22 protein-coding genes, 1 tRNA gene and 1 other RNA gene are annotated in these 21,901 nt (G+C 62.6%); 16 read left to right on the forward strand and 8 right to left on the reverse strand.

Annotated elements, in window-relative coordinates:
• Positions 1-7: 7 nt before the first annotated feature.
• On the reverse strand, positions 8-2,149 hold the full coding sequence (locus AABA34_RS07840; RefSeq protein ID WP_338304627.1) for a TonB-dependent receptor plug domain-containing protein: 2,142 nt from the start codon (positions 2,147-2,149) through the stop codon (positions 8-10).
• Between the two features lie 143 nt (positions 2,150-2,292).
• Positions 2,293-2,369, reverse strand: a tRNA-Pro gene (locus AABA34_RS07845).
• 238 nt (positions 2,370-2,607) lie between these two features.
• Here AABA34_RS07845 and yajC point away from each other — a divergent pair.
• From yajC to secF, 3 genes are all read left to right on the forward strand, one after another.
• Entirely contained in the window at positions 2,608-2,934 is a 327-nt protein-coding gene (yajC, locus tag AABA34_RS07850; RefSeq protein ID WP_034952893.1) for a preprotein translocase subunit YajC, read from the forward strand.
• A gap of 74 nt (positions 2,935-3,008) precedes the next feature.
• Positions 3,009-4,637: a protein translocase subunit SecD gene (gene secD, locus AABA34_RS07855; protein ID WP_338304628.1), complete on the forward strand. Its 1,629-nt coding sequence runs from the start codon at positions 3,009-3,011 to the stop codon at positions 4,635-4,637.
• 16 nt (positions 4,638-4,653) lie between these two features.
• Positions 4,654-5,634 (forward strand): protein translocase subunit SecF, encoded by a 981-nt coding sequence (gene secF, locus AABA34_RS07860; protein WP_338304629.1) that lies wholly within the window; start codon positions 4,654-4,656, stop codon positions 5,632-5,634.
• A gap of 23 nt (positions 5,635-5,657) precedes the next feature.
• Here secF and AABA34_RS07865 read toward each other — a convergent pair whose 3' ends face one another.
• Positions 5,658-6,839 (reverse strand): glycosyltransferase, encoded by a 1,182-nt coding sequence (locus tag AABA34_RS07865; RefSeq protein ID WP_338304630.1) that lies wholly within the window; start codon positions 6,837-6,839, stop codon positions 5,658-5,660.
• A gap of 99 nt (positions 6,840-6,938) precedes the next feature.
• Positions 6,939-7,520 (reverse strand): helix-turn-helix domain-containing protein, encoded by a 582-nt coding sequence (locus AABA34_RS07870; protein WP_034952903.1) that lies wholly within the window; start codon positions 7,518-7,520, stop codon positions 6,939-6,941.
• 131 nt (positions 7,521-7,651) lie between these two features.
• Between AABA34_RS07870 and AABA34_RS07875 the strand changes: the two genes are divergently transcribed.
• The 4 genes from AABA34_RS07875 to AABA34_RS07890 all read left to right on the forward strand — a co-directional run bounded on the left by AABA34_RS07875 (position 7,652) and on the right by AABA34_RS07890 (position 9,600).
• A complete protein-coding gene (locus AABA34_RS07875; RefSeq protein WP_338304631.1) occupies positions 7,652-8,122 on the forward strand; it encodes a DUF6456 domain-containing protein in 471 nt (156 codons plus the stop codon).
• Between the two features lie 14 nt (positions 8,123-8,136).
• Positions 8,137-8,430: a hypothetical protein gene (locus tag AABA34_RS07880; protein WP_338304632.1), complete on the forward strand. Its 294-nt coding sequence runs from the start codon at positions 8,137-8,139 to the stop codon at positions 8,428-8,430.
• A gap of 56 nt (positions 8,431-8,486) precedes the next feature.
• Complete coding sequence (locus tag AABA34_RS07885) at positions 8,487-8,912, forward strand: helix-turn-helix transcriptional regulator (RefSeq protein WP_252257454.1); 426 nt, start codon at positions 8,487-8,489, stop codon at positions 8,910-8,912.
• A gap of 139 nt (positions 8,913-9,051) precedes the next feature.
• Complete coding sequence (locus AABA34_RS07890; RefSeq protein WP_252257455.1) at positions 9,052-9,600, forward strand: DUF4199 domain-containing protein; 549 nt, start codon at positions 9,052-9,054, stop codon at positions 9,598-9,600.
• Positions 9,601-9,793: 193 nt separating this feature from the next.
• Here the strand turns inward: AABA34_RS07890 and AABA34_RS07895 are convergent, their stop codons facing one another.
• Positions 9,794-11,599, reverse strand: coding sequence for an ABC-F family ATP-binding cassette domain-containing protein (locus AABA34_RS07895; RefSeq protein WP_338304633.1), 1,806 nt, complete (start codon positions 11,597-11,599; stop codon positions 9,794-9,796).
• A gap of 99 nt (positions 11,600-11,698) precedes the next feature.
• Between AABA34_RS07895 and AABA34_RS07900 the strand changes: the two genes are divergently transcribed.
• The 5 genes from AABA34_RS07900 to AABA34_RS07920 all read left to right on the forward strand — a co-directional run bounded on the left by AABA34_RS07900 (position 11,699) and on the right by AABA34_RS07920 (position 15,719).
• The gene (locus AABA34_RS07900; RefSeq protein ID WP_338304634.1) at positions 11,699-12,448 is read left to right on the forward strand and encodes an SIMPL domain-containing protein; all 750 of its coding nucleotides are present in this window, start codon (positions 11,699-11,701) and stop codon (positions 12,446-12,448) included.
• A 74-nt stretch (positions 12,449-12,522) separates the two neighbouring features.
• Positions 12,523-12,858 carry a PepSY domain-containing protein gene (locus AABA34_RS07905; protein ID WP_034953348.1) on the forward strand — a complete coding sequence of 112 codons (336 nt, stop codon included), beginning with the start codon at positions 12,523-12,525 and terminating at the stop codon, positions 12,856-12,858.
• Positions 12,859-12,991: 133 nt separating this feature from the next.
• A complete protein-coding gene (locus tag AABA34_RS07910) occupies positions 12,992-13,669 on the forward strand; it encodes a response regulator transcription factor (protein WP_034952914.1) in 678 nt (225 codons plus the stop codon).
• Entirely contained in the window at positions 13,620-15,116 is a 1,497-nt protein-coding gene (locus AABA34_RS07915) for a sensor histidine kinase (protein WP_445083769.1), read from the forward strand. Before AABA34_RS07910 ends, AABA34_RS07915 begins: the two co-directional genes overlap by 50 nt.
• Before the next feature lie 105 nt (positions 15,117-15,221).
• Positions 15,222-15,719: a hypothetical protein gene (locus tag AABA34_RS07920; protein WP_338304636.1), complete on the forward strand. Its 498-nt coding sequence runs from the start codon at positions 15,222-15,224 to the stop codon at positions 15,717-15,719.
• Between the two features lie 7 nt (positions 15,720-15,726).
• Here AABA34_RS07920 and AABA34_RS07925 read toward each other — a convergent pair whose 3' ends face one another.
• Positions 15,727-16,047, reverse strand: a complete 321-nt coding sequence (locus AABA34_RS07925; RefSeq protein WP_034952918.1) for a chorismate mutase — start codon at positions 16,045-16,047, stop codon at positions 15,727-15,729.
• 67 nt (positions 16,048-16,114) lie between these two features.
• On the opposite strand from AABA34_RS07925, the gene AABA34_RS07930 reads away from it, so the two are divergent.
• From AABA34_RS07930 to AABA34_RS07940, 3 genes are read left to right on the forward strand one after another with little or no spacing between them, the layout of a single operon-like run.
• A complete protein-coding gene (locus AABA34_RS07930) occupies positions 16,115-17,125 on the forward strand; it encodes a polyprenyl synthetase family protein (RefSeq protein ID WP_034952920.1) in 1,011 nt (336 codons plus the stop codon).
• A 19-nt stretch (positions 17,126-17,144) separates the two neighbouring features.
• Positions 17,145-19,571, forward strand: coding sequence for an ATP-dependent helicase HrpB (gene hrpB, locus AABA34_RS07935; RefSeq protein ID WP_338304638.1), 2,427 nt, complete (start codon positions 17,145-17,147; stop codon positions 19,569-19,571).
• 39 nt (positions 19,572-19,610) lie between these two features.
• Positions 19,611-19,889, forward strand: a complete 279-nt coding sequence (locus AABA34_RS07940) for an ETC complex I subunit (RefSeq protein ID WP_034952924.1) — start codon at positions 19,611-19,613, stop codon at positions 19,887-19,889.
• A gap of 18 nt (positions 19,890-19,907) precedes the next feature.
• On the opposite strand, the gene AABA34_RS07945 is transcribed toward AABA34_RS07940, so the two are convergent.
• A complete protein-coding gene (locus AABA34_RS07945) occupies positions 19,908-20,501 on the reverse strand; it encodes a hypothetical protein (RefSeq protein ID WP_338304639.1) in 594 nt (197 codons plus the stop codon).
• Positions 20,502-20,652: 151 nt separating this feature from the next.
• Between AABA34_RS07945 and ffs the strand changes: the two genes are divergently transcribed.
• Positions 20,653-20,747, forward strand: an RNA gene (gene ffs / locus AABA34_RS07950) — signal recognition particle sRNA small type.
• Positions 20,748-20,754: 7 nt separating this feature from the next.
• Here the strand turns inward: ffs and AABA34_RS07955 are convergent.
• Entirely contained in the window at positions 20,755-21,846 is a 1,092-nt protein-coding gene (locus tag AABA34_RS07955; protein WP_338304640.1) for a hypothetical protein, read from the reverse strand.
• Between the last annotated feature and the right edge of the window lie 55 nt (positions 21,847-21,901).

Consider the following 21,901-nt stretch of genomic DNA (forward strand, 5'->3'; position numbering starts at 1 on the left):
AGGGCGCTCAGAACGATCCTTCAATCGCCAGCGTGAAGATCATGCCGAAGGTGCGATCGCGATCCTCGACGAAATCGACGATTCCCGCCGCGCGATCTGCGAATACGGTGCGGTCGAACCGGTTCTTGCGATTCACCAGATTGTTGACGCTGGCGCGCACGGTCAGCCCGGCGATATCCTTGTTTTCAACGAAGGCTGAAACGAAGGCGAAAGATTCGCGATCAAGCGCGATTTCGTCGAGCCGGACGTTGGGTGCATTGTCCGACCAGTTGGCGGAGCCGCCTACAGCCCAGCTTGTGCCGCGAAAATCATGGCGCAGGTCGGCGTTGATCGACGCAGTCCTGAACCCGCCCAATTCGCGCTTGTTGCCGATCAACGGATCGCGCACTGAACTGCCGGCATAGCGAAAGCCGAGGTCGGCCCGCGTTCCACGCCATCCCAGTGGTTCGGACAGCAACGTCAGATCGCCTTCGACGCCGTAACTCTTGGCAGAGGGCAGATTGCCCGGCGCCTGACCGCCACCGGCAATCGGGATCTGGTCGACGATATCGGAAATGTCCTCGTAGAACGGGCGCAGCGCAAGCGAACCGAGCGCGCCAAGACCGATGTTCGCTTCCACTTCGAGCACCCAGCTTTGCGGCGGTACGAGGTTGGCGTTGGTCACATCGGTGCGATCCTGATCGAGATCGACCGAGGCGATGAAATCGAAGAAGTTGAGCTGCCCCACGCGCCTTTCGACCCGTCCGGCGATACTGAGATCGGATGACGCCTTCCAGTCGAGTGCGACGAAGCCCTTGGGTCGGTAGAACGTGCGGGTCTGCCCGAACGGGCCGGATTGGCTGATGCGCGAATATTCCCCGCCCAGCGAGACCTGCAATTGCAATCCCTGGGCCACCCCGCGGCTGTAAGTGAGGCCGGTATCGACCCGGTCTTCTTCCACGCGTGCGCTTGCTCCCGCCAAACCGACAGGCTGGAATGCGCCCTGTGTATCCAGCGCTTCGAGTGCGGAGCTGATGTCGAGGTAATTGCGTGCGCCTTCGATGGCGTAAACCAGATCGCCGCCGAGTGCGCCAAAGGTGAATTCGGCGCGGCCGATGGTTTCCCCTTCGTCGGCATCGCGCACGAACCTTGTGCCGTCCGCCGGACTGCCATCGGCGAATTCGGTGATCTGCACCGAAGTGGTCGGGCTGTCTTCGTACCGGTGAAAGGCAATCAGCTTCAGCCGACCGCCCAAGACCGCAAACTGGTAATCCACGCCCAGTTCGACATTGAATTCGTCTTCGGTGCTGCGCAGAGAACGCGTCCGGTCGACCGGGGAGATCGGGCCGGACCTTTCGGAAATCTCGGTATCGCGCCGGATCACGCCGCCGATCTGGCCGGTGATGTTCAGCACGTTTTCGTTGTTGGCGATCCGGGTGTACGACCCTGAAAGGCCGAACACGTCGAAGTCCGAATTGCGGATTTCCTCGCGCAGATCGATCAGATTGCCCGCGCTGTCGAACACGCGTTCGGGCCCGTCATCGCCGCGACGATTGGAATCGTTCTGCAGCGCGAGCGTCCATTCATCCTTCTGCCCGCCGCCCGCGAATGCGACCGAACCTTCGTAAAGGCGTGCCGGTGTCCCGCGTGATCGGATTTGCGGGGAGTAGCGGAACTGGCCGGAAATGCCGCCGGCGCTGGCGGTGACGACGTTCAGCACCTGTCCGGTCAAACCGCCGATGTCGAGGCTGGCGCCGTCGACCAGTTCCAGCCGGACGACCTCATTGGTGGGGATGCGTTGCAACGCTGCAACCGGGCCGTTCGATTTGCCCGAAATGCGCCGGCCATTGATCAGGACATTGGTGTCGGCCTGGCCAAGCCCGCGATCGCCTTCGCCCTCGCGGATGGAAAAGCCGGGAATCTGCCGCGCCATGTCGAGCGCGCTGCGGGGCGCAAAACGGGCGAAATCTTCCGGAACAAAGGTGCGGCGGGTGTTGGCCTGTGTCGAAGCCTGCCCGGTCTCATCTTCAGCGGCGGAATCGACGGCGCTGCTGGCCACCATCACCATCTCCGCCCGCGCTTGCGCCGGCGCGAAGGCTGCGCAGAGCGTCGCGGTTCCACAAAGGAGAATTGCCTGTTTCATCAGGGTAGGAGAATGCCGGGCGACCATGAAAGTTCCTTGCGCAGACTTGTCACAATTGAACAGGCCGCAAGGACAAACGGCAGATATTGTCCGATGAATGCCGAGTGCGGTTTGTCGGGCAACAGATAATGCTGCTCCGTGCTTTGGGGTTTTTGGGGTGGATGCTCCACTGGTCGGGAAGACAGGATTCGAACCTGCGACCCCCACACCCCCAGTGTGATGCGCTACCAGGCTGCGCTACTTCCCGTATCCAGTGGAGGAGGCGCGCTATAGGGCGGGGGATTTTGTCTGGCAAGCCGCTTCCGCAGCGAATTTCCGCATGGATGGCCTGCGCGCTTTATTCGGCTGCCCTGCACAGGGTGAATTGCCGTGCGCTTGCATTGCTGCTAACCGCGCCCACTTAAATCGGAACGGGTGCGGCTGCGATTGCGCGAACCGCGCCTTTCGGGACAGTTTGCACATTCAAATTCGACGGGATCGTATTCATGTTTGATCTTCTTGCCGCTGCCGGAGCCGGCGCTGCTGCCGCCCCACCTGCATGGACCAATCTGATCTGGATTTTTGGCATGATCGCCATTTTCTGGTTCCTGATCATCCGTCCGCAGATGAAGCGTCAGAAGGAACATCAGGAACGCGTGGCCGGGCTGAAGAAGGGCGATCAGGTCGTCACCCAAGGCGGTCTTGTCGGCAAGGTGGTGAAGGTGGACGATACCTATGCCGAAATAGAACTGGCGCCGAATGTGAAGGTGAAAGCGGTGAAGCACACCATCGCCGACCTGATCGAACCGGGTGGCAAGCCCGCGAACGACTGACGCCTCACCGGCGTCTGCGACCCGACTTCGTCGGACATCCATGTATCATGTCACAAGGTTGAAACTGGGCGACAATGCTTGATTTCCCACTCTGGAAGAAGATTTCGCTATGGGGCCTGACGCTCGCATTGGCAGCGGCCGCGCTGCCGTCGCTGGTCGCCCCGTTCATGGAAGAGCCGGCGCCCACGGAAGCGACGACACCGCAGGCGCAGGAGGAATCCTCGCTGCCACAGGTCAACCTCGGGCTTGACCTTGCAGGCGGTTCGCACCTCCTCCTCGAAGCGAAGCCCGAAGATGTGAAGCGCCAGAAGCTCGAAAACATGGAAGAAGCGGTCAAGCAGGCGCTTGAAAACGCGACCCCGGAAATCGAGTTTGGCGATACTTCGCGCAGCGAAGGGCAGTTGTCGTTCATCCTCGATTCCGCGACCGACATTGATCGTGCGCGCGGCGTGCTCGAACCGCTGATGATGGGCGAAGGGCTGGTGCGCGAGTGGGATCTGACCGTGGTTGATGGACAGCGCATGGTGCTGACGCCGACCGAGCGCGGGATCGACGTGGCCGTCAACACCGCGATGGAAGGCGCGGTGGAAGTCGTGCGCCGCCGTATCGACCTTCTCGGCACGCGCGAACCGACGATCATCCGCCAGGGCGACACCCGCATCGTGGTGCAGGTGCCGGGCCTTCAGGACCCGCAGGCGCTCAAGGATCAGCTGGGCCAGACCGCGCAGCTCGAATTCAAGCTGGTCGATCAACAGGCGCTGCCCACCAACACGCAGGCAGGCGTTGCCAATCCGGGCAGCCAGATCTTCCCCTATGCCGAAGACAGCGATTTTCCCGGCGGGTTCGAAGCGGTCAAGCGGCTCGGCGGTATCCGCGGCGACAGCTTGATCAACGCCCGCGCAGGGGTGGACAGCCGCAACAATGAAAACGTCGTCAACATCCAGTTCGACCAGCAGGGCGGCCAGAAATTCGCCCAGCTTTCGACCGAGAACGTGGGCGAACGCTTTGCCATCATCCTTGACGGAAAAGTGATTTCGGCGCCGGTCTTCAACGAGCCGATCCTGGGTGGTTCGGCGCAGATTTCGGGCAATTTCACCGCGGAAAGCGCCAACCAGCTGGCGATTTCGCTGCAATCGGGCGCGCTGCCGGTGCCACTTGCAGTGATCGAGGAACGCACCGTCGGGCCCGATCTGGGGGCGGAATCGATCCGCAGCGGGCTTGTCGCGATGATCATCGGCAGCCTTGCGGTGATCACGCTGATGATCGCGACCTATGGCCGGTTCGGCATCTATGCGACGATTGCGCTGGTGTTCAACGTGCTGATGCTGCTCGGCCTGATGGCGATCGGCAATTTCACGCTGACGCTGCCGGGGATCGCGGGCTTCGTGTTGACGGTGGGCGCGGCGGTGGACGCCAACGTGCTGATCAACGAACGCATTCGTGAGGAACGCAAGCGCGGCCGCAAGGTCGTGACCGCGGTTGAGAACGGATACAACGAGGCCAGCCGCGCGATCTATGACGCGAATGTCACCAACTTCATCGCTGGCGTGTTGCTGTTCTGGTTCGGCTCCGGCCCGATCCGCGGCTTTGCCGTGGTGCTGGTGATCGGGCTCGTCACTTCGGTCTTTACCGCTGTGACGCTGACGAAGATGTGGGTCGCGGGCTATCTCAGCTCGAAGCGCCCCAAAGACCTGACAATCTGAGGAAGGGAGGCGAGACATGAAACTGCTTAAGCTCGTGCCCGAGGACACCAACATCAAGTTCCTCAAAGTGCGCGTACCCTTCTTCATCCTGAGCATCCTGCTGACCATTGGCGGCTGGGTCGCGGTGGCGACTATGGGCCTCAACTACGGGGTCGATTTCGCCGGCGGACAGGAAATCCGCGCGACATTCACCGAAACCGCAGAAGCGCCGGTGGTGGAACTGCGAGAGACGCTGACCGCGCTGGAATCGGTCGAAGACCCGATCGTGCAGCGTTTCGGTGAACCCAATGAAGTGTCGATCCGCGTCAAGCTGCCGCCCGAGGCGGAAGGCAATCCCGAATTCGCCAACCAGATGACCAACCAGATCGTCGAGGCGATCGGCGTCAATCACCCCGATGTCCGCATTGACGGGGTGGACAGCGTTTCGGGCAAGGTATCGGGCGAATTCCGCAACGATGCCGCGCTCGCATTGCTGGCGGCGATGATCATGGTCGCGATCTACATCTGGATCCGGTTTGAATGGCAATTCGGCGTTGGCGCGCTGTTCGCGCTGTTCCACGACGTTTCGGTGACGCTGGGCCTGTTCGCGCTCACGCAGATGGAATTCAGCCTGCAGATCATCGCGGCGATCCTTGCGATCATCGGTTATTCGCTGAACGACACCATCGTCGTGTACGACCGTATCCGCGAAAACCTGAAGAAGTATCGCAAGATGCCGCTGCCCGAGCTGCTTGATCTGTCGGTCAACGAAACGCTGGCGCGTACGGTGATGACATCGCTGACGCTGCTGGTGGCGCTGCTTCCGCTGTTGTTCTTCGGCCCGGCAAGCCTGTTCGGCCTTGTCGCCGCGATCACAGCCGGCCTGTTCATCGGCACCTATTCGAGCGTCTATCTTGCATCGCCGCTGCTGATCTGGATGGGTGTGACCTCAGACAGCTTCGTGCCGCAGGAAACCGAGACTGACATTCAGGAAAAGAAGGTTCTGGGCAAGCTGTAGGCGCAAGGGCAGGGCCTCGCGCCTCAGCCCTTGGCCAATCGCTCGTAATGCGCGGCCAGTTCGGCGGCGTTGTTGTCCCAGCTGAACCGTTCGACCAGAGCGGCGACGGCCTGCCGCGCGGGCGGCGCGTTGAGGATCGAATTCACGCCATCGGCCACCGCTTCGGGGTTGCGCTCCACCAGCCTGCCGGCGGTGTCGCAAGCGATCAGTTCGCGCGCGCCGCCGACATCGCAGGTGACGACGGGCGTGCCGCAGGCGAGCGCTTCGACCCAGGCATTGGCGAGCCCTTCGTTGCTGGTGGGCAGCACCATCACATCCGCCGCCGACAGGATCAGCGGCAACAGGTCATGATCCAGCGACCCGGCAAAATGCACCCTGTCAGCCAGCCCCAGATCGCGGGCGAGATCGCGCAGATGCGGCTCGTGCTCTCCCTTGCCCACGATCACCAGCCGTGCGCCTTCGATCATCGGCAGTGCGCCAATCGCGATATCATGACCCTTGCGCGCGATCAGCGCGCCCACGCTCACCAGCAGCGGCGCATTGTCGGGCAGGGCAAAGCCGATCTCGCCGCTGATCTGGGCGCGCAGCCGAGTGTGGTCAAACGGCCGGAACCGGTCGCGATCCAGCCCGGTGTAATGCAGCGTGATCTTCTCGCGCGGCATTCCCATGCCCACCATTTCCTCTGCCAGCGCCTGGCTGACGGAAAGGATACCGGTCGCCCGCCGTGAGGCTTCGAGCATCTGTTCGCGCGCGAAATCCAGCCCGCCCCAATAGGTGATGTCGCTGCCTCGCGCTTTCAGCGACAGCGGGAGGCCCAGCCTTTGCGCGATCCACGCCGCCGCCGGCCCATCGGGAAAGAAGAATTGCGCATCGATCACATCAATCGGCGTTTGCGCGTGAATCCGCTCGATCACGGGCAGGGCCGCCTTGGCGATGGCCGAGGCATTACGCCGCGCACCCACCGCCGGGATTAGGGTGAAGCGCGGGCGGTGGACGGCAATGCCGCCTTCCTCCCCAATCTCGTCCAGCTGCGACAAGGCGCGGTATCGCCCCAGTGCCAGCGGCGGAATTCCGATCGGATTGACCACGCTGACACGCCAGTCACCGCGTTTTGCCAGCGCTTCGAGCGAGCGCGCGACAAAGGTGCCAAAGCGCGGGTTCACCGCGTTGGGATAGAGCGTGCTGAGCGCAAGGACGTGCTTCATCCCGGTATCCTTCGCGCTGGCTTCACGTTCCTGATCTCCTGTCTCGCGTTTGCGATAGGGCGCGCGGGGTTAACGCGGTATAACCGGCGCGGCTTTGCGTCAGAGCGGGCGCACCAGCATCGTCGCGACCGCGATCCACGGCGGATTGTCTATAACCTGCTGCTTGTTTCCGGCCTGTGAAGGGAGAATTCCGACCAGCGTGCCTTTCTGGTCGATCAGCCGTCCGAAGGCGAAACGGCCACCGGGGCGAGGGACAAGGCAATCGCGGTTGATCGCGCTTCCGGCGTTTTCGGGCGCAACCTGCCGCAGCCACACCATGTCGCCGGGGCGGTATTCCCCGATTGATGCGGTCACTTCCAGCACCATCATGATCGCGTCCGATCCTTGCGCCGCGATTTCCGTGGGCAGGATCGCTTCGCGCGGGGCAGGCAGCGCTTCGGGTTCGCCAAAGCCCAGCTCGGCAACAATCCGGGCGCGCGGCTGGGCTTCGGAACGGACGAGTATTTCGGGATCGACGCCCAAAGCCGTGCCGATGCGGTCCATCCACTTGGTCGAAAGGTTGCGCATTCCTGTTTCGAGCCTGCCGATCGTCTGCGCGGTGGTGGGCGGGGTGCACGCCTCTGCCAGATCGGCGAGCGTCATTCCCTTTGCCTTGCGGATTTCGCGAATGCGATTGATCATCGGGTAAATGCCCTTCCTGCGGTTGCTTTCGGCCCAGTCTGTATAACCAGTTTGGCAATTTTCATTTTCCTACATCACCACGGGCATTGCAAGTCCGTTTTCACCAAATTGGTGAATGTGGAGAATGTTGAATGCGCAAACTGGTGGAACGGGAGCTGACGTCCGAAGGGCCGCGTCGCGGCGGTGAAAGGAGCAAGGGGCGGCGCAGTGTCACCGTCAACCTGGGGGAATCGACGCTCAGCTGGCTGCACGCGCGCGGTCATATCGATGATCGTCTGTTTCAGGCGGGCGAAATCCTGCGGCGCGATTTCGAACGCGCGCAGCTATCCGCCAATGTCACCATGCGCTGGGACCCGGTGCGGGTGAAGACCACCGGCGATCAGGGGCTGAGCGCGACCGAGCGGCAGGTCGCGGCCAAACAGCGTTTCGACGGCGCGATCCGCGCCGCGGGTAAGGGGCTCGAAGACGTGCTGTGGCGCGTGGTGTGCGCGGGCGAGGGGCTGCCCGAAGCGGAAAAGGGGCTGGGCTGGCCAGCGCGCAGCGGCAAGCTGGTGCTGAAGCTGGCGCTGGACCGGGTGGCCGATTACTACCGGATCAGGTGAGGGAGGCGGAAGGCATGAAGATCGGACGGGTGCGGCCCGAATTGCGAGCCGAAGTGCGGGCCTATTTGCGGCCAGTGCGCTGGACCGGGCTGGCGCTGCTCGCTCTGGGCGGGGGGCTGGTCGTGTGGCCTCGGTTATCGGGAAAATGGCTCATGGCCGGGCCGGTGCCACTGCAATGGATCGGGTTCGGTCTGGTCGGCGTGGCCTGGATCATCTTCGCCTTTGTCATCGTGCGGCGCACCAGATTTTACCAATCAAGGATTGCCGAGATGGCGCGAGAGGCCGATTCCGACAGAAAAGCAAGATGAATGCGACTATGCCGACAGTCTGGATCAACCCGATGCGATCTGGCAGGTCATAGCATATGGGCAAGAGCATCCTCCGCTATGGCCTTTTGTATGGCGCCCCGCTCGCGCTGGTGGCGATCACGCTGCAGTGGGCGCAATACCGGTATCTCGTGCTCAGCATGCCGGGCGAAGCCTATGTCGCGGTCGTGGCGGCGATATTCATCGCGCTCGGAATCTGGGTCGGCATGCGGCTGACTGCCGCGCCGCCTGCGGCCGAATTCGAACGCAATGAAAAGGCGATCGCATCGTTGGGCCTGACCCGGCGCGAATGCGAAATCCTCGATCACCTCGCCAAGGGTTCGAGCAACAAGGAAATCGCCCGCGCTCTGAAAGTGTCACCCAACACGGTGAAAACCCACGTCGCGAGCCTGTTTGCAAAGCTGGATGTTAGCGGCCGGGGCAAAGCGGTGGAAGCGGCACGCAATCTGTCGCTTATCCCGTGAATCCGGGCCATAATTCAGGGTGAGACGCGCGAAATCACCCATCTGGGTGATGGTTTTGATGGTTCCGAAGGGCCAGTCCCGATGCGTGCCCCGCACCTGAGGGCATCCCCGGCAAGGGGTCATGCAAAGGAGAAATGAAATGCTGCGTTATGCCCTGATCTACGGTGGTATCATCGGTGTGGTCGTGATCGCGCTCATGTCGCTTTCGCTGTTCGGCCTGGGTCCGGATTCGGCTGCTGCGACCGAGCTGGCGGGCTATGCGACCATGCTTGTGGTGCTCAGCCTGCTGTTTGTCGGGATCAAGCGATACCGCGATGTCGAACACGGCGGTGTGATCAGGTTTTCGCAAGGCGCCGCCGTCGGTATCGGGATCGCAGTCGTGGCCGGGGTGATTTACGCGATCAGCTGGGAAGTTGTGCTGGCCGTGACCGATTATTCCTTCATCGAAACCTATTCGCAGAGCATGATCGACAGTGTCCGGGCAAGCGGCCTTGATCCGGCTGCGGAAGCCGCGAGGATTGCCGAGATCAGTCAGAGCATGGAAGCCTATCGCAACCCGCTGTTTCGGCTGCCGATCACCTTTATCGAGATTTTCCCGGTCGGGCTGATCGTGGCGCTGATTTCGGCGCTGATCCTGAAGAACCCGAGGGTGCTTCCGGCGCGCGCCGCGACGGGGGCCGGTGCGTGACATTTCCTGCCCGCAAAAGTGACACTTTGGAGCCTGCAAAAGTGACGCTTTGGCAGGGCGCGGTTACACTTTCCCGGCAAAAGGTGACAGTTGGCGGCGCTAGGTCACAGTTTGCCGGGCCAATGGTGACACTTTCGGATTTTTTCCTCTGGACCGTGTTCCACCTGTTCCAGCCTGTAGGGATTGCGGGCCGTTATCCCTCGACCCGTTCGGCGAGTTCCAGCCAGCGTTCCTCGGCGGCCTCCTTCTCCGCCCGCGCGTTCTCTATGCCCTTAGATATGGTGGTGAAACGCTTGGGATCGGAGGTGTAGAGATCGGGATCGGCAAGGATCGCCTCGCCCTTGGCAATAGCGGCCTCAAGCTCCTCGATCCGGGTGGGGAGCAGCTCGTAATCGCGCTGGTCCTTGTACGAAAGCTTGTCGGCCTTGGGCGGGGCTGGGGCCGGGGTGGGGGCGGTCGATGCGGCGGCGGCAGGCTTTGCCTTCGCTTGCACCGGCTGGCGGCGGCGCGCTTCCCAATCGGCATAGCCGCCCGCGACGATATCGACCTTGCCCGACCCGTCGAGGCCGAGTGTGATGGTGACGGTCTTGTCGAGGAAGTCGCGATCGTGGCTGACGATCAGCACGGTGCCTTCGAAATCGGCGATCACCTCCTGCAAGAGGTCAAGCGTTTCGAGATCGAGATCGTTGGTCGGCTCGTCGAGCACCAACAGGTTCGCGGTGCGCGCGAACTCGCGGGCGAGCAGCAGGCGCGACCGCTCACCGCCCGACAGGATGCCGACCTTGGTATCGACCAGCTTGGGATCGAACAGGAAGTCCTTGAGGTATGCCTGCACATGCTTGCGCACGCCGCGCACGTCGATCCAATCGCCGCCTTCGGCAAGGATCTGGCGCACGGTCGCATCGGGTTCCAGCAGCTTCCGCTGCTGGTCGATCATTACGCCCGAAAGCGTGCGCGCGCGCTGGACAGTGCCGGTGTCTGGCTCCAGATCGCCGGTGAGCAGTTTGAGCAGCGTCGTCTTGCCCGCGCCATTGGCGCCGACAATGCCGATCCGGTCGCCGTTCTGGATGCGCAGGGTGAACGGCTTGATCACCTGCCGCCCGTCGTATGTCTTGGAAATGCCCTCGGCGACGATCACCGATTTGGACTTGAACTCCTCGTCATTGGCGAGCTTGAGCTTGGCCGATCCGCTGTCCGAGATCATCGCCGCGCGGGCGGCGCGCATCTGGTACAGCTTCTCCAGCCGGCCCTGGTTGCGCTTGCGCCGGGCGGTGACACCGCGTTCGAGCCAGTGCGCCTCGATCTTGAGCTTGGCGTCGAGCTTTTCGGCGGCGCGCGCTTCCTCGGCATACACCTGCTCTTCCCACGCCTCGTACCCGCCAAAGCCGACTTCCTTGCGCCGCAAGGTTCCGCGATCGAGCCACAGGGTCGCACGGGTCAGACGTTTCAGGAAGGTACGGTCGTGGCTGATGGTGATGAAGGCGCCCTTGTACCGGCTCAGCCAGTCCTCCAGCCAGTCGATTGCGCCCAGATCGAGATGGTTGGTCGGCTCGTCGAGCAGCAACAGATCCGGGTCCTGTGCCAGCGCTCGGGCAATGGCGGCGCGGCGGCGCTCGCCCCCGCTGGCGGTGGCCGCTTCGGTGGTCATGTCGATGCCGAGCTGTCCGGCGATGCTCTCCACCTCGTGCCGCTCGGGCGCGTCGTCCCCGGCAAGCGCAAAGTCCATCAGCGTGGCAAAGGGGGCGAAGTCGGGGTCTTGTTCAAGGAAGACGATGCGCGTGTTCGGCTTGATCCGGCGTTTGCCCCGGTCGGCTTCGATCCGGTCATCGATCAGCCGCAGCAGCGTCGTCTTGCCCGCGCCATTGCGCCCGATCAGCGCCAGCCTGTCGCCCGGCAGCACGTGCAGGTCGATCGGCTCCACATCGGGGCCGCCGAACAGCCAGCGGCCGCCTTGTTGCAGGCCGAGGCCTTCCCAGGAGAGGATTGGAGGTTGTGCCATGTGAGCGCGCCCTTACGGACTTGCCTGCCCGCTGCCAAGGCGGTTCAGTCCCCGTCAATGCCGCCCCCGCCAATGCGGGCGCAAAAGGAGGAACCATCCATGATCCGTCATTCGCTTGCCCTGATCGCTGCGACAGCCGTTGCCACACCCGCGCTCATCCCTTCGGTTGCCCATGCGCAGCAGGTGGAGATCGAAGCCAGCGGCCCGGTGATCGATCTGTCGGTGTATGAAAGCGTCACTGCCGAACCCGATGTCGCCACCGTGGGCGCCGGGGTGACGACCCGGGCGCCAACCGCGGTGGAGGCGATGCGGCTGAACGCGGTCGAGATGACCCGCGTGATCGATCGGATCAAGGCGCTGGGCGTGGATGAGAAAGACATCCAGACGACGGGCATCAACCTCAACGCGCAATACGATTACGACCGCCAGACCCAGCAGCAGATCTTCCGGGGCTATCAGGTTTCGAACCGCGTCAGTGTGAAGCTGCGCGACATTGAACGGACCGGTGCGGCGCTGGATGCGCTGGTGGAAGCGGGGGCGACCGACCTTTCCGGGCCGAGCTTCAGCATCGAGGATGACGAGGCAGCCAAGGATCTGGCGCGACAGCGCGCGGTGGAACGGGCGCATGAACGGGCACGGGCCTATGCCGCCATGTTCGGCTATGACGATGTCCGGGTGCTGTCGGTCAGCGAAGCCGTGCAGGGGCGAGGGCCTATGCCGGAAATGGCGATGCGCGCCGCCGCCGATGCGATCATGGTGCAGAGCACCCCGATCCAGGTGGGCCTTGCCGAAACGGGGGTAAGCATCTCGATCAAATACGAGATGGTCTCATCGAATTCAGGAAACTGAACAGAAAGCTGAACGAATGCCGCGTGCCCCATTCACAACTTGTTCAATGCGCCGGGGCTAGGCATTACAGCATGATGACACGCCACTCCCGCCTTGCTCTGGCCCTGGCCGCGGCGACCATGATGGTCGGCCTTGGCTCTGCGCCCGCTGCGGCGGGGGATGGCTTCTACGCGCAAGACCAGTCGCGCACCGATCAGGGCGACGCCCGCCGCGAAATGCGCGCCGGCAACCAGCTTTCCCTGCGCGAGATCGAACGGCGCATCCTGCCGCAAATGCGCGGCAGCGAGTATCTCGGCCCATCCTATGACAGCACGGCGCGCGCCTATCGGCTCAAGTTCATCAAGGATGGCCGCGTGACCTATATTGATGTCGATGCCCGCACCGGGCGGATCATCAACCGGTCCAATTGAGAACAGCGGGCGGATTGAGAGTGATGGCCGGGGGAAGAGCCGCCGCAAGCCTGTCCGCCTCGCTTGACGCGCGCGGTGCAAACGCGCAAGCGAGGGGCGACTTCTCGCCAAGATCGCAAGGAAATGGTGGAAAATGCGTATCCTGATCGTCGAAGATGAACCCACACTCGGCCAGCAGCTGAAATCGACGCTGGAGCACAATGGCTACGCGGTCGACCTGTCGACCGATGGCGAGGACGGCCACTTCCTCGGCTCGACCGAGGATTATGATGCCTGCATCCTCGACCTCGGCCTGCCGGAGATCGACGGGCTGTCGGTGCTGGGGATGTGGCGCAAGGAAGGTCGTGACTTTCCCGTGCTCGTCCTGACGGCGCGTGACAGCTGGTCTGACAAGGTCGCCGGGCTGGATGCGGGCGCGGATGATTACCTTGCCAAGCCGTTCCAGACCGAGGAACTGATCGCCCGCCTGCGCGCGCTGATCCGTCGTGCGAGCGGCAACACGTCTTCCGAACTGACGGCTGGCGGCGTCCGGCTGGATACGCGTTCAGGCCGCGTCACTCTCGACGGCGAGCCGGTGAAGCTGACCGCGCAGGAATACAAGCTGCTTTCGTACCTGATGCACCACAAGGGCAAGGTGGTTAGCAGGACCGAACTGATCGAGCATATCTATGATCAGGATTTCGATCGCGATTCCAACACGATCGAGGTTTTCGTCACCCGTATCCGCAAGAAACTTGGTGCAGAGGTAATCACTACGATCCGTGGCCTCGGTTACAGCCTCGACGACCCGGCCGACGCCCCACGGGCGTAAGGCACACGCCTCTGGCGATGGTCACCCGTCTCAGGCCGAGACGGCTGATTCAGCGCCGTTGCTGACGTCCGATCCTGCCATCCCTGCGCCGCAGCCGCGTGCCAGCCTTGCGCGGCGCATGGGATTTATCGCGACAGCCTGGATCATCGTGCTGCTGCTGGGCGGGGGGATCGCGCTCGAACGCACGCTGACGAGCCAGGTGCAGGCGAATTTCGACGAACAGCTCGAATACCAGCTGACAGCGATGATCTCCTCTGCGGAGATCGACAGCTTTGGCGAGGTCTGGTTCTACCGCTCGCTGGGCGATCAGCGGTTTCTTGAACCGGGCAGTGGCCTTTACTGGCAGATCGATGGGGAAGGGTATGAACCGTATCCGTCGCGCAGCCTGTGGGACACGCCCCTGCAATTGCGCGGTGTCATCGAAGACGGCGCAGGCGGCTTTGTGGACGAGCCGCAGTTCTATGATTCCGCCCAGTTCGAGGGCGAGCCGCTGCGCATTGCCGAACGCACGCTGATCCTGCCCGGCAGCGACACGCGCTGGACCTTTGCCGTGGCTGCTGCGACCGAGGAACGCGACAACCAGATCCAGCGGGTGCGCTTCATCCTGTTCTGGAGTTTTGCCGTGCTGGGCCTGGGTCTGATCGGCATGGCCTTGCTGCAAATATGGTACGGACTTTCCCCGTTACGCCGGGTGCGCGCGGCCATTTCCAAGCTGCGCACCACTGGTGAAAATCGTATCACCGAGCCGCTTCCCACTGAGGTTCAGCCGCTGGTGGATGAAGTCAACGCCCTGCTCGAACACACCGAACGGCAGGCGGAGGAAGCGCGGATGCATGCGGGCAATCTCGCGCACGCGCTGAAGACCCCGCTGACTGTGCTGACCAACGCAGCGACCGCGAAGGACCCCAATCTCAATCAGGCGGTGTTTCGTGAAACCCGCACCATGCAGCGGCATGTCGATCACCACCTCGCCCGCGCACGCGCCGTCGGTCGCCGTGCTGTGGGGCAGGCGCGCACGAATGTCCGCCAGAGCGCCGAAGCGGTGCGGCGCGCAGTTGAGCGGCTTTATCCCAATGGCCGTCTCGATATCGCCGGCAGCCGCGATGCTTTGGTCGCAATCGAGCGGCAGGATCTTGACGAGATTTTCGGCAACCTGATCGAAAATGCGGCCAAATACGGCGGCGGCAGCGTGTTCGTGACGATCGATCACGAACCCGATGCCGATCAATGCGTCATCTGGGTCGAGGATGACGGAACCGGCATTCCCGAGGCGGAGCGCACACGCATATTCGATCGAGGGGCGCGGCTGGATACGGGCAAGCCCGGCACCGGACTTGGCCTCGCCATCGTGCGCGATGTGGTGGAGATTTACGGCGGCTCTGTCACGCTCGATGAAAGTGAAGATCTGGGCGGATTGCTGGTGGAACTGAGACTGCCGCGCGCCTGAGTGCGTCGGGTGTTATTCCGGCCTGTTTTCATGGTGATACGACGACGAGTTCAGCCTGCATTCAAGCCGGCACGGCAACTTTGCGCTTGATCAGAAGGGGAGCGGATGATGCGGGCACGACTGGCGAGCGTTCTGGCAGGAGCAGTAATTCTGACTGCCTGCTCCACCACTCAGACTGTGTCCGGGTTTGATGGACAGCGCAGCGTATTCCACAATCCCTATGCTCCGGTTGTGATTGATCATGGCCCTGTCGGCCCCGAACAATGCGTCGGTTGTCCTGACGGAGTCTGGGTCGACGGGTTTTTCTACCCCGGTCGTGGTGCCTACGCCTATGACCGCTATGGCACGCGCATCCTTTTGACCCGGCAGGAACGCAGGCAGGCGCGCGAACGGTATCGGCAAGTCAGCGCGCTGATCGAACAGAACCGCGCGATAGAGCAGTTCAACGCCGCCAAGGCCGGGGCTTTGCCGCCGCCGCCAATCCCGTCAGCGCCGCCGATTGCTTCGCAAGGCCCTTCCGCTGAAACAAAGTCTGGGAATGACAGAGGCGGGAGCAGCGCGCCGCCTCCAGTACGGCTTCCCGAAAACCGCGAGCCATTTTAGCGGGCGATCAGCCTTCGCGCGCCTTTTCGTGGTGGCGGATCACCTCATCGATGATGAAGCGCAGGAATTTCTCGCTGAATTCGGGGTCGAGATCGGCTTCTTCCGACAGTTTGCGCAGCCGTGCGATCTGGCGTGCCTCCCGATCTGGGTCGGCTGGGGGCAGGGTGACCTTGGCCTTGTATTCGCCCACCGCCTGCGTGATGCGAAACCGTTCCGCCAACATGTGAATGATCGCGGCATCGATATTGTCGATGCTCTTGCGGTAGGCGGCCAGCACCGGGTCTCCGGCGGCGGTCTGAGTGGTCGGGCTTTGCGTTTCCTGCGGCATGGGGCGCAGAATTAGCAGCAATTCTGCGCTTGCCAAGCGCGCGACGCAGCACGTATGGCGACGAGCGATGACCGCAGATGTCGTTCCCTTGCCGCGCAAACAGCCGACGCTTGATCCGATGCTGTCGCTGACTGCCAGCGGCATGAATTCGGTCAACACCGTGATTCTGGAACGCATGCAAAGCGAAATTCCGCTTATCCCGCGTTTAGCAGGCCATCTGATTTCGGGCGGTGGCAAGCGTTTGCGGCCAATGCTCACGCTCGCCGGGGCGGAACTGGTCGGGTATCAGGGCACCCGCCATCACAAACTGGCGGCAGCGGTGGAATTCATCCACACCGCGACCTTGCTGCATGATGATGTGGTGGACGGCAGCGAACTGCGCCGGGGCAAGGCTGCGGCCAATATCATCTTCGGAAATCCCGCCACCGTGCTTGTGGGCGATTTCCTGTTCAGCCGCGCGTTTGAGCTGATGACCGAAGACGGTTCCTTGCGCGTTCTCAAGATCCTCAGCCACGCCAGCGCCGTGATCGCCGAAGGCGAAGTGTCGCAATTGAGCGCGCAGCGTCAGATCGAGACCAGCGAAGAGCGCTATCTCCACATCATCGGCGCGAAAACCGCAGCACTTTTCGCCGCCGCCAGCCAGATCAGCGCGGTTGTCGCCGAATGCAGCGACGAACAGGAGCGCGCGCTGGAAGATTACGGTCGCAACCTTGGCGTTGCGTTCCAGCTGGTGGACGATGCAATCGATTACGATTCCGACGCGGCCAGCATGGGCAAGGACCAGGGCGACGACTTTCGCGAAGGCAAGATGACGCTGCCGGTGATCCTCGCCCACGCGCGCGGCGATGCGGATGAGCGCAAGTTCTGGAAGGATGCGATCCTTGGCCACCGTTCTTCGGATGAGGACCTTGCCCACGCGATTGCGCTGATCGAAAAGCACAACGCTCTCGAAGACACGCGGGAAAAGGCGCGGCATTTTGCACAGCGTGCGATCGACGCGATTTCGATCTTCCCCGACAGCAAGGCTCGCGCTGCTATGGCCGAAGCCGCACAATTCGCTGTCGCACGCGGTTACTGATCGCGCTAGCTAGCCGGGCGTGAGCCCTCAACTGCCCATCAATGCCGTTCTGCCCGATCTCAGGGATGCCTTGTCGCGTTCCGGCGCGGCAGTGCTGATCGCGCCTCCCGGAGCGGGCAAGACCACTGCCGTCGCGCCCGCCTTGCTTGGTGAGCAATGGTGCAAGGGGCAGATCATCATCACTTCGCCGCGCCGGGTTGCCGCGCGGGCTGCGGCAGAGCGCATGGCTGAAATGCTGGGCGAACGCGCGGGCGAGACGGTCGGCTACATGACCCGGCTCGACAGCAAGACATCAGCGAAGACGCGAATTCTTGTTGTGACCGAGGCGATCCTTGTGAACCGTCTGGTGGATGATCCGGAGCTTCCGGGTGTTTCCGCCATCCTGTTCGACGAGGCGCATGAACGGCATCTCGACAGCGATCTGGGCCTCGCGCTGGCGCTGGAAACGCGCGAAGTTCTGCGTGATGACCTGCGCGTGCTGGTGATGTCAGCAACGATTGATGGTGCGCGCTTTGCCCGGCTCTTGGGCGAAGACGCGCCGGTAATTGAAAGCGAAGGGCGCAGTTTCCCGCTGGAAATCAGATGGCTGGGTGCCGATCCTGCCAAACGTCTGGAAGACCAGATGGCTTCGGCTGTGCTGACCGCATGGCGTGAGCGTGATGGTGACATTCTCGCCTTCCTGCCCGGTGTCGGCGAGATCGAGCGGACCCGTGAGCGGCTTGAGCCGAAGCTTCCGCGAACCCCGATCCTGCCGCTGCACGGACAGGTCGAGCCGGTGGCTCAACGCCTCGCGATCCGGCGCGATACCGAGGGACGAAGGAGGATTGTGCTGGCAACTGCGATAGCGGAAACCTCTCTGACCCTCGACGGGGTGTCTGTTGTGGTCGACAGCGGCCTTGCACGGTCCGTCCAATATGACCGCGCGGCTGGCACCACCCATCTTGTCACGCATCGGGCAAGTCAGGCCGCTGCTGCACAAAGGGCTGGGCGCGCGGCGCGGCAAGGGCCGGGGGTCGCCTATCGGCTGTGGGAGGAAGGCGGGCATATGGGGCGGCCAGAATTTGCTCCGCCCGAGATCGAGACCGCCGATCTGACCGCGCTGATGCTCAGGCTCGCGAAATGGGGAACGGGCGATCCGGCTTCGCTGCGCTGGCTGGATCCGCCGCCCGAGGCATCGGTCAAGGCGGCGCGCGCTAGCCTGGTCGCAATCCGCGCTATCCACGATGACGGCAGTATCACCGATTGGGGAGAGAAGATATCGACCTTGCCGCTTGAGCCGCGCTGGGCGGCGGCGGTGCTGGCGGGGGCAGGCAGCGGGCAGGCAGAGAAGCTCGCCCAATTTGCCCTGCTTGCGCAAGAGCGAGGGCTTGGCGGCAGGGGAGAGGATCTGGCCCAAAGGCTTGATCGCCGGCTGCAGGATCGTTCGCCAAGGGCGATCGCCAGTCGCAAGCTCGCGGCAGGCTGGGCGCGGCAGGCAGAGCGGATCTTGGGCAGAACGGACGCCGAGTGGCGCGACCCGGCAGTGCATCTCGCCTTCGCCATGCCAGACAGGATCGCACGGCGGAGGGACAAGTCGGGCGAACAATGGATTTCTGCCGGAGGTCGCGGGTTTCAGCTTGATCCGGCGTCCCCGCTTGCGCGCGCCGAATGGATGGTGATCGCCGATGCACAGGGCCAGGCAAAGGGCGCTCGGATCACAGCCGGATTGGAAATCGATCAAGCGCTGATCGATCAAGACCTCGCTGATCTGATCGAATCGCGATCTGTCCTGAACTGGAATGCGAAGGAAGGGCGGGTTGAAGCGCGGCTCGAAAAGCGGCTTGGCGCGATCACTATGGCAAGCGGCCCCGATCCACAGCCTGACCCAAGCGCCATTGTGGACATGCTTGTGGAGAAAGCGCGGGACAGGCTGGGGGAAATTCTCCCTGCGACGCTTCTGGCGCGAGGGCGCTACGCCGGTATCGAAAGCCTGACGGATGCCGGATTGCAGGATACTATCGACCTGTGGCTCCGGCCCCTGATTGATGGCCGCCGCGATCTCGATGTTGCCAAGGCACGGTTGGCCGATGCCGTGCTGAACACGCTGGACTGGAATGATCGCCAGATGCTCGATCGCGCGGCGCCCACCCATTTTACCTCTCCCGCCGATACGCGCCATGCCATCGATTATTCGGGCGATGACGCGCCGAGCGTGGAGGTGCGGGTGCAGGCCCTGTTCGGGCTGGACAACCACCCGATGATCGGGCGGACGCCTTTGCTGCTGAAGCTGACCAGTCCGGCCGGGCGTCCAATCCAGTCCACGCGCGATCTGCCCAGATTCTGGCGCGGTTCGTGGGCTGACGTGGCCAAGGATATGAAGGGTCGTTATCCCAAGCATCGCTGGCCGGATCAGCCCTGGCTGGAAAAGCCCAGCCTCAAGACCAAAAACGCCTTCAATCGCGAATAGGTTTGGACTATCGGACCCGTAGACAAGGGATCACGAACAATGACCGCAATCATCTACCAGCAACCCAAGAGCGCGATGCAATCGGGTAAGGCGAAGACCGATGTCTGGGTGCTCGAATTCGAGCAGAGCGAAGCGCGCAAGCCCGATCCGCTGATGGGATGGACCGGCAGCGGTGACACGCAGGCGCAGGTGAAGCTGAATTTCCCGACGAAGGAAGCGGCGAAGGCCTATGCCGAGAAATACGGCATCACTGCCCGCGTGCACGCTTCCCCGCCGAAAAAGCTCAAATTGCAGGCCTACGCCGACAATTTCCGGTAAGAGCCCGGTGCCGACGCATCAGCCTTTGTAGCGGATGCGCCCGGCATTGTAGAGCGCGCGGCAATCGCTTGCATCGCGCATGGTGTCTTCCTCCAGCAGAACGCTGGCCATGCCGTCCCCTGCAAAGCGCGGATCGTCGCATTCGCCGTCATTGGCCCACTGGCTGCTGTCGTCACCGAAGCTCCAGCTTCCCGCGGCGCGCCGCATCTGGATTGCGCCTGACTGGTACAGGCCGCGGCAGTCTGTTGCATCGCGCAGACGGTCTTCATCCAGCAGGGTCGCCGCCATGCCGCGCCCGGTGAACCGAGGATCATCGCATTCGCCATCATTGGCCCACTGGCTCGAATTGTCGCCAAAATCGACATAACGGGTCAGCAAGCGGATGCGCCCGGCATCATAAAGTGCACGACAATCGTTGGCATCGCTCATGGTATCTTCGTCAAGCAGGGTTGCGGCCATCCCGCTGCCTTCGAAGCGCGGATCATCGCACTCGCCATCATTGGACCATGTGCTTGAGTTGTTGCCGAAATTCACTTCCTGCGCGTGTGCCGGCGCTGCGGTGAATGTGGCCGCCATCGCAAAGGCACAGACGGCAGAAATTGGCTTCTTCATATTATTACCCCTCCAGCGGACCCGAGATGCTAAATCGGCCTCGCCGCATTAACTCCGGCTGAAGTCACGATTGGTTGCCCGCATCTGCGGAATTAGCACGCTTTGAGCGCAAAGCAGGTTGAAAATTTCGCGCCGGCCGTCATATGGGGCTTCGGGAGTCGGGTGGACGTTTGCGTTCGCTCACCGGGTCAGGTCCGGAAGGAAGCAGCCCAGGTGAATTGCGGCGGGTCGCTCGGCTCCTTTTCCATTCAGTTCAGTCAAGCGATACGCCAAGCTCGCGGGCCTTGGCTTCCAACGCCGCATGCGCGGCTTCCGTCTGCTTCAGCGTGATCGCATCGACCTCCCGAACCCATAGCTGGAAATCGGCGAGGGCAAGGCAAAACGCCTGTGGATCGTCCGCCGTCCTTGCGTCTCCCATCCGTTTGACGATCGGCATCATGTCGAGCACTTTTTCCATTGCAGCCAGCGGGTTGCCGGTGGGACTGGCATAACCCGAAGCCTCCATCACAAGGCCAACGATATCCATCGTCTCGATCTTGCCCGATTGGTCCAGCTTCCAGATCATCCAGGTCGTCAGCCGGTCGCGATAGCTTGTGCGTTCCAGCATCTTGGCGCTGAACCTGTCGGAAAACCGATCTTCGGCGAGCAGGTCGCGTATTTCGGACAGGACGGCCTCGTCGGCGCAACGCGTGGCGTTGAGGGAGGCGGGAATATCGACCTGTGGCATTGCTGGGCGCGGCGTGCCTTCGGGCAACCGGCCGAACGCTTCCCCGAACTGGGCGCGGGTCAAATCTTCGCGCGAACAGGTCAGGCTGACTTCGCCCAAGCCATGATCGAGGGCGAGAAACACCCGTGTCGGCTCGCCTCCGACTTCGACAGTCTTTTCGAAGCTCAACCAGCCCACGGCGCTGATCATGCTCATCGGTGTGTTGTCGTAGTCGCGGTGGACATAGGTCCAGCCGCCATCCTCCTCCAGAACCTCGCCGATTTGCGACATGATGTCCTGCGCCAGTTCCTCATCGGCGAGCTTGAAGGAATAAGTCATCTGGAACAGTCGGTTGCTCCACGCTGTCGACATCGGCTTGGCGTTCTCGAACGGAGCGAAGCTGTCCGGCATGGCCAGACCGGGCGTGATCAATTGCTCAACCCTCGTGCTGCCGGGAACACCCGTTTCGCCAAACGCATACTGCATCGCGCCATTGGGCGAGCACATCCGTTCGAGCCGTTGCGCTGACAGGTTAGCCAAGGAAACCGACGCGTCCGATGCCGTCGAAAAGGTGCTGTCGCCAACTGGCTGAGCAAAGGTCGGCGCCGCCATGCCAAGAGCCAGGGATGCCGCGATCAAGGAAGAGATTTTCATCGCGGTGATCTATTCCCGGCGTGGTCCAATAACAATGCGG

The organism is Erythrobacter sp. Dej080120_24 (assembly GCF_036322605.1).
Taxonomy (GTDB): Bacteria; Pseudomonadota; Alphaproteobacteria; order Sphingomonadales; family Sphingomonadaceae; genus Erythrobacter; species Erythrobacter aurantius.

Coding starts and splice junctions, on each gene's coding strand:
- AABA34_RS07910 (WP_034952914.1), top strand. CDS start 12,992: ATGCGTATCCTGATCGTCGAAGATGAACCCACACTCGGCCAGCAGCTG.
- AABA34_RS07880 (WP_338304632.1), top strand. CDS start 8,137: ATGAAGATCGGACGGGTGCGGCCCGAATTGCGAGCCGAAGTGCGGGCC.
- AABA34_RS07840 (WP_338304627.1), bottom strand. CDS start 2,149: ATGGTCGCCCGGCATTCTCCTACCCTGATGAAACAGGCAATTCTCCTT.
- AABA34_RS07930 (WP_034952920.1), top strand. CDS start 16,115: ATGACCGCAGATGTCGTTCCCTTGCCGCGCAAACAGCCGACGCTTGAT.
- secF (WP_338304629.1), top strand. CDS start 4,654: ATGAAACTGCTTAAGCTCGTGCCCGAGGACACCAACATCAAGTTCCTC.
- AABA34_RS07865 (WP_338304630.1), bottom strand. CDS start 6,839: ATGAAGCACGTCCTTGCGCTCAGCACGCTCTATCCCAACGCGGTGAAC.
- AABA34_RS07945 (WP_338304639.1), bottom strand. CDS start 20,501: ATGAAGAAGCCAATTTCTGCCGTCTGTGCCTTTGCGATGGCGGCCACA.
- AABA34_RS07895 (WP_338304633.1), bottom strand. CDS start 11,599: ATGGCACAACCTCCAATCCTCTCCTGGGAAGGCCTCGGCCTGCAACAA.
- AABA34_RS07890 (WP_252257455.1), top strand. CDS start 9,052: ATGCTGCGTTATGCCCTGATCTACGGTGGTATCATCGGTGTGGTCGTG.
- AABA34_RS07875 (WP_338304631.1), top strand. CDS start 7,652: ATGCGCAAACTGGTGGAACGGGAGCTGACGTCCGAAGGGCCGCGTCGC.
- AABA34_RS07940 (WP_034952924.1), top strand. CDS start 19,611: ATGACCGCAATCATCTACCAGCAACCCAAGAGCGCGATGCAATCGGGT.
- AABA34_RS07925 (WP_034952918.1), bottom strand. CDS start 16,047: ATGCCGCAGGAAACGCAAAGCCCGACCACTCAGACCGCCGCCGGAGAC.
- AABA34_RS07885 (WP_252257454.1), top strand. CDS start 8,487: ATGGGCAAGAGCATCCTCCGCTATGGCCTTTTGTATGGCGCCCCGCTC.
- AABA34_RS07900 (WP_338304634.1), top strand. CDS start 11,699: ATGATCCGTCATTCGCTTGCCCTGATCGCTGCGACAGCCGTTGCCACA.
- secD (WP_338304628.1), top strand. CDS start 3,009: ATGCTTGATTTCCCACTCTGGAAGAAGATTTCGCTATGGGGCCTGACG.
- yajC (WP_034952893.1), top strand. CDS start 2,608: ATGTTTGATCTTCTTGCCGCTGCCGGAGCCGGCGCTGCTGCCGCCCCA.
- AABA34_RS07920 (WP_338304636.1), top strand. CDS start 15,222: ATGATGCGGGCACGACTGGCGAGCGTTCTGGCAGGAGCAGTAATTCTG.
- AABA34_RS07870 (WP_034952903.1), bottom strand. CDS start 7,520: ATGATCAATCGCATTCGCGAAATCCGCAAGGCAAAGGGAATGACGCTC.
- AABA34_RS07905 (WP_034953348.1), top strand. CDS start 12,523: ATGACACGCCACTCCCGCCTTGCTCTGGCCCTGGCCGCGGCGACCATG.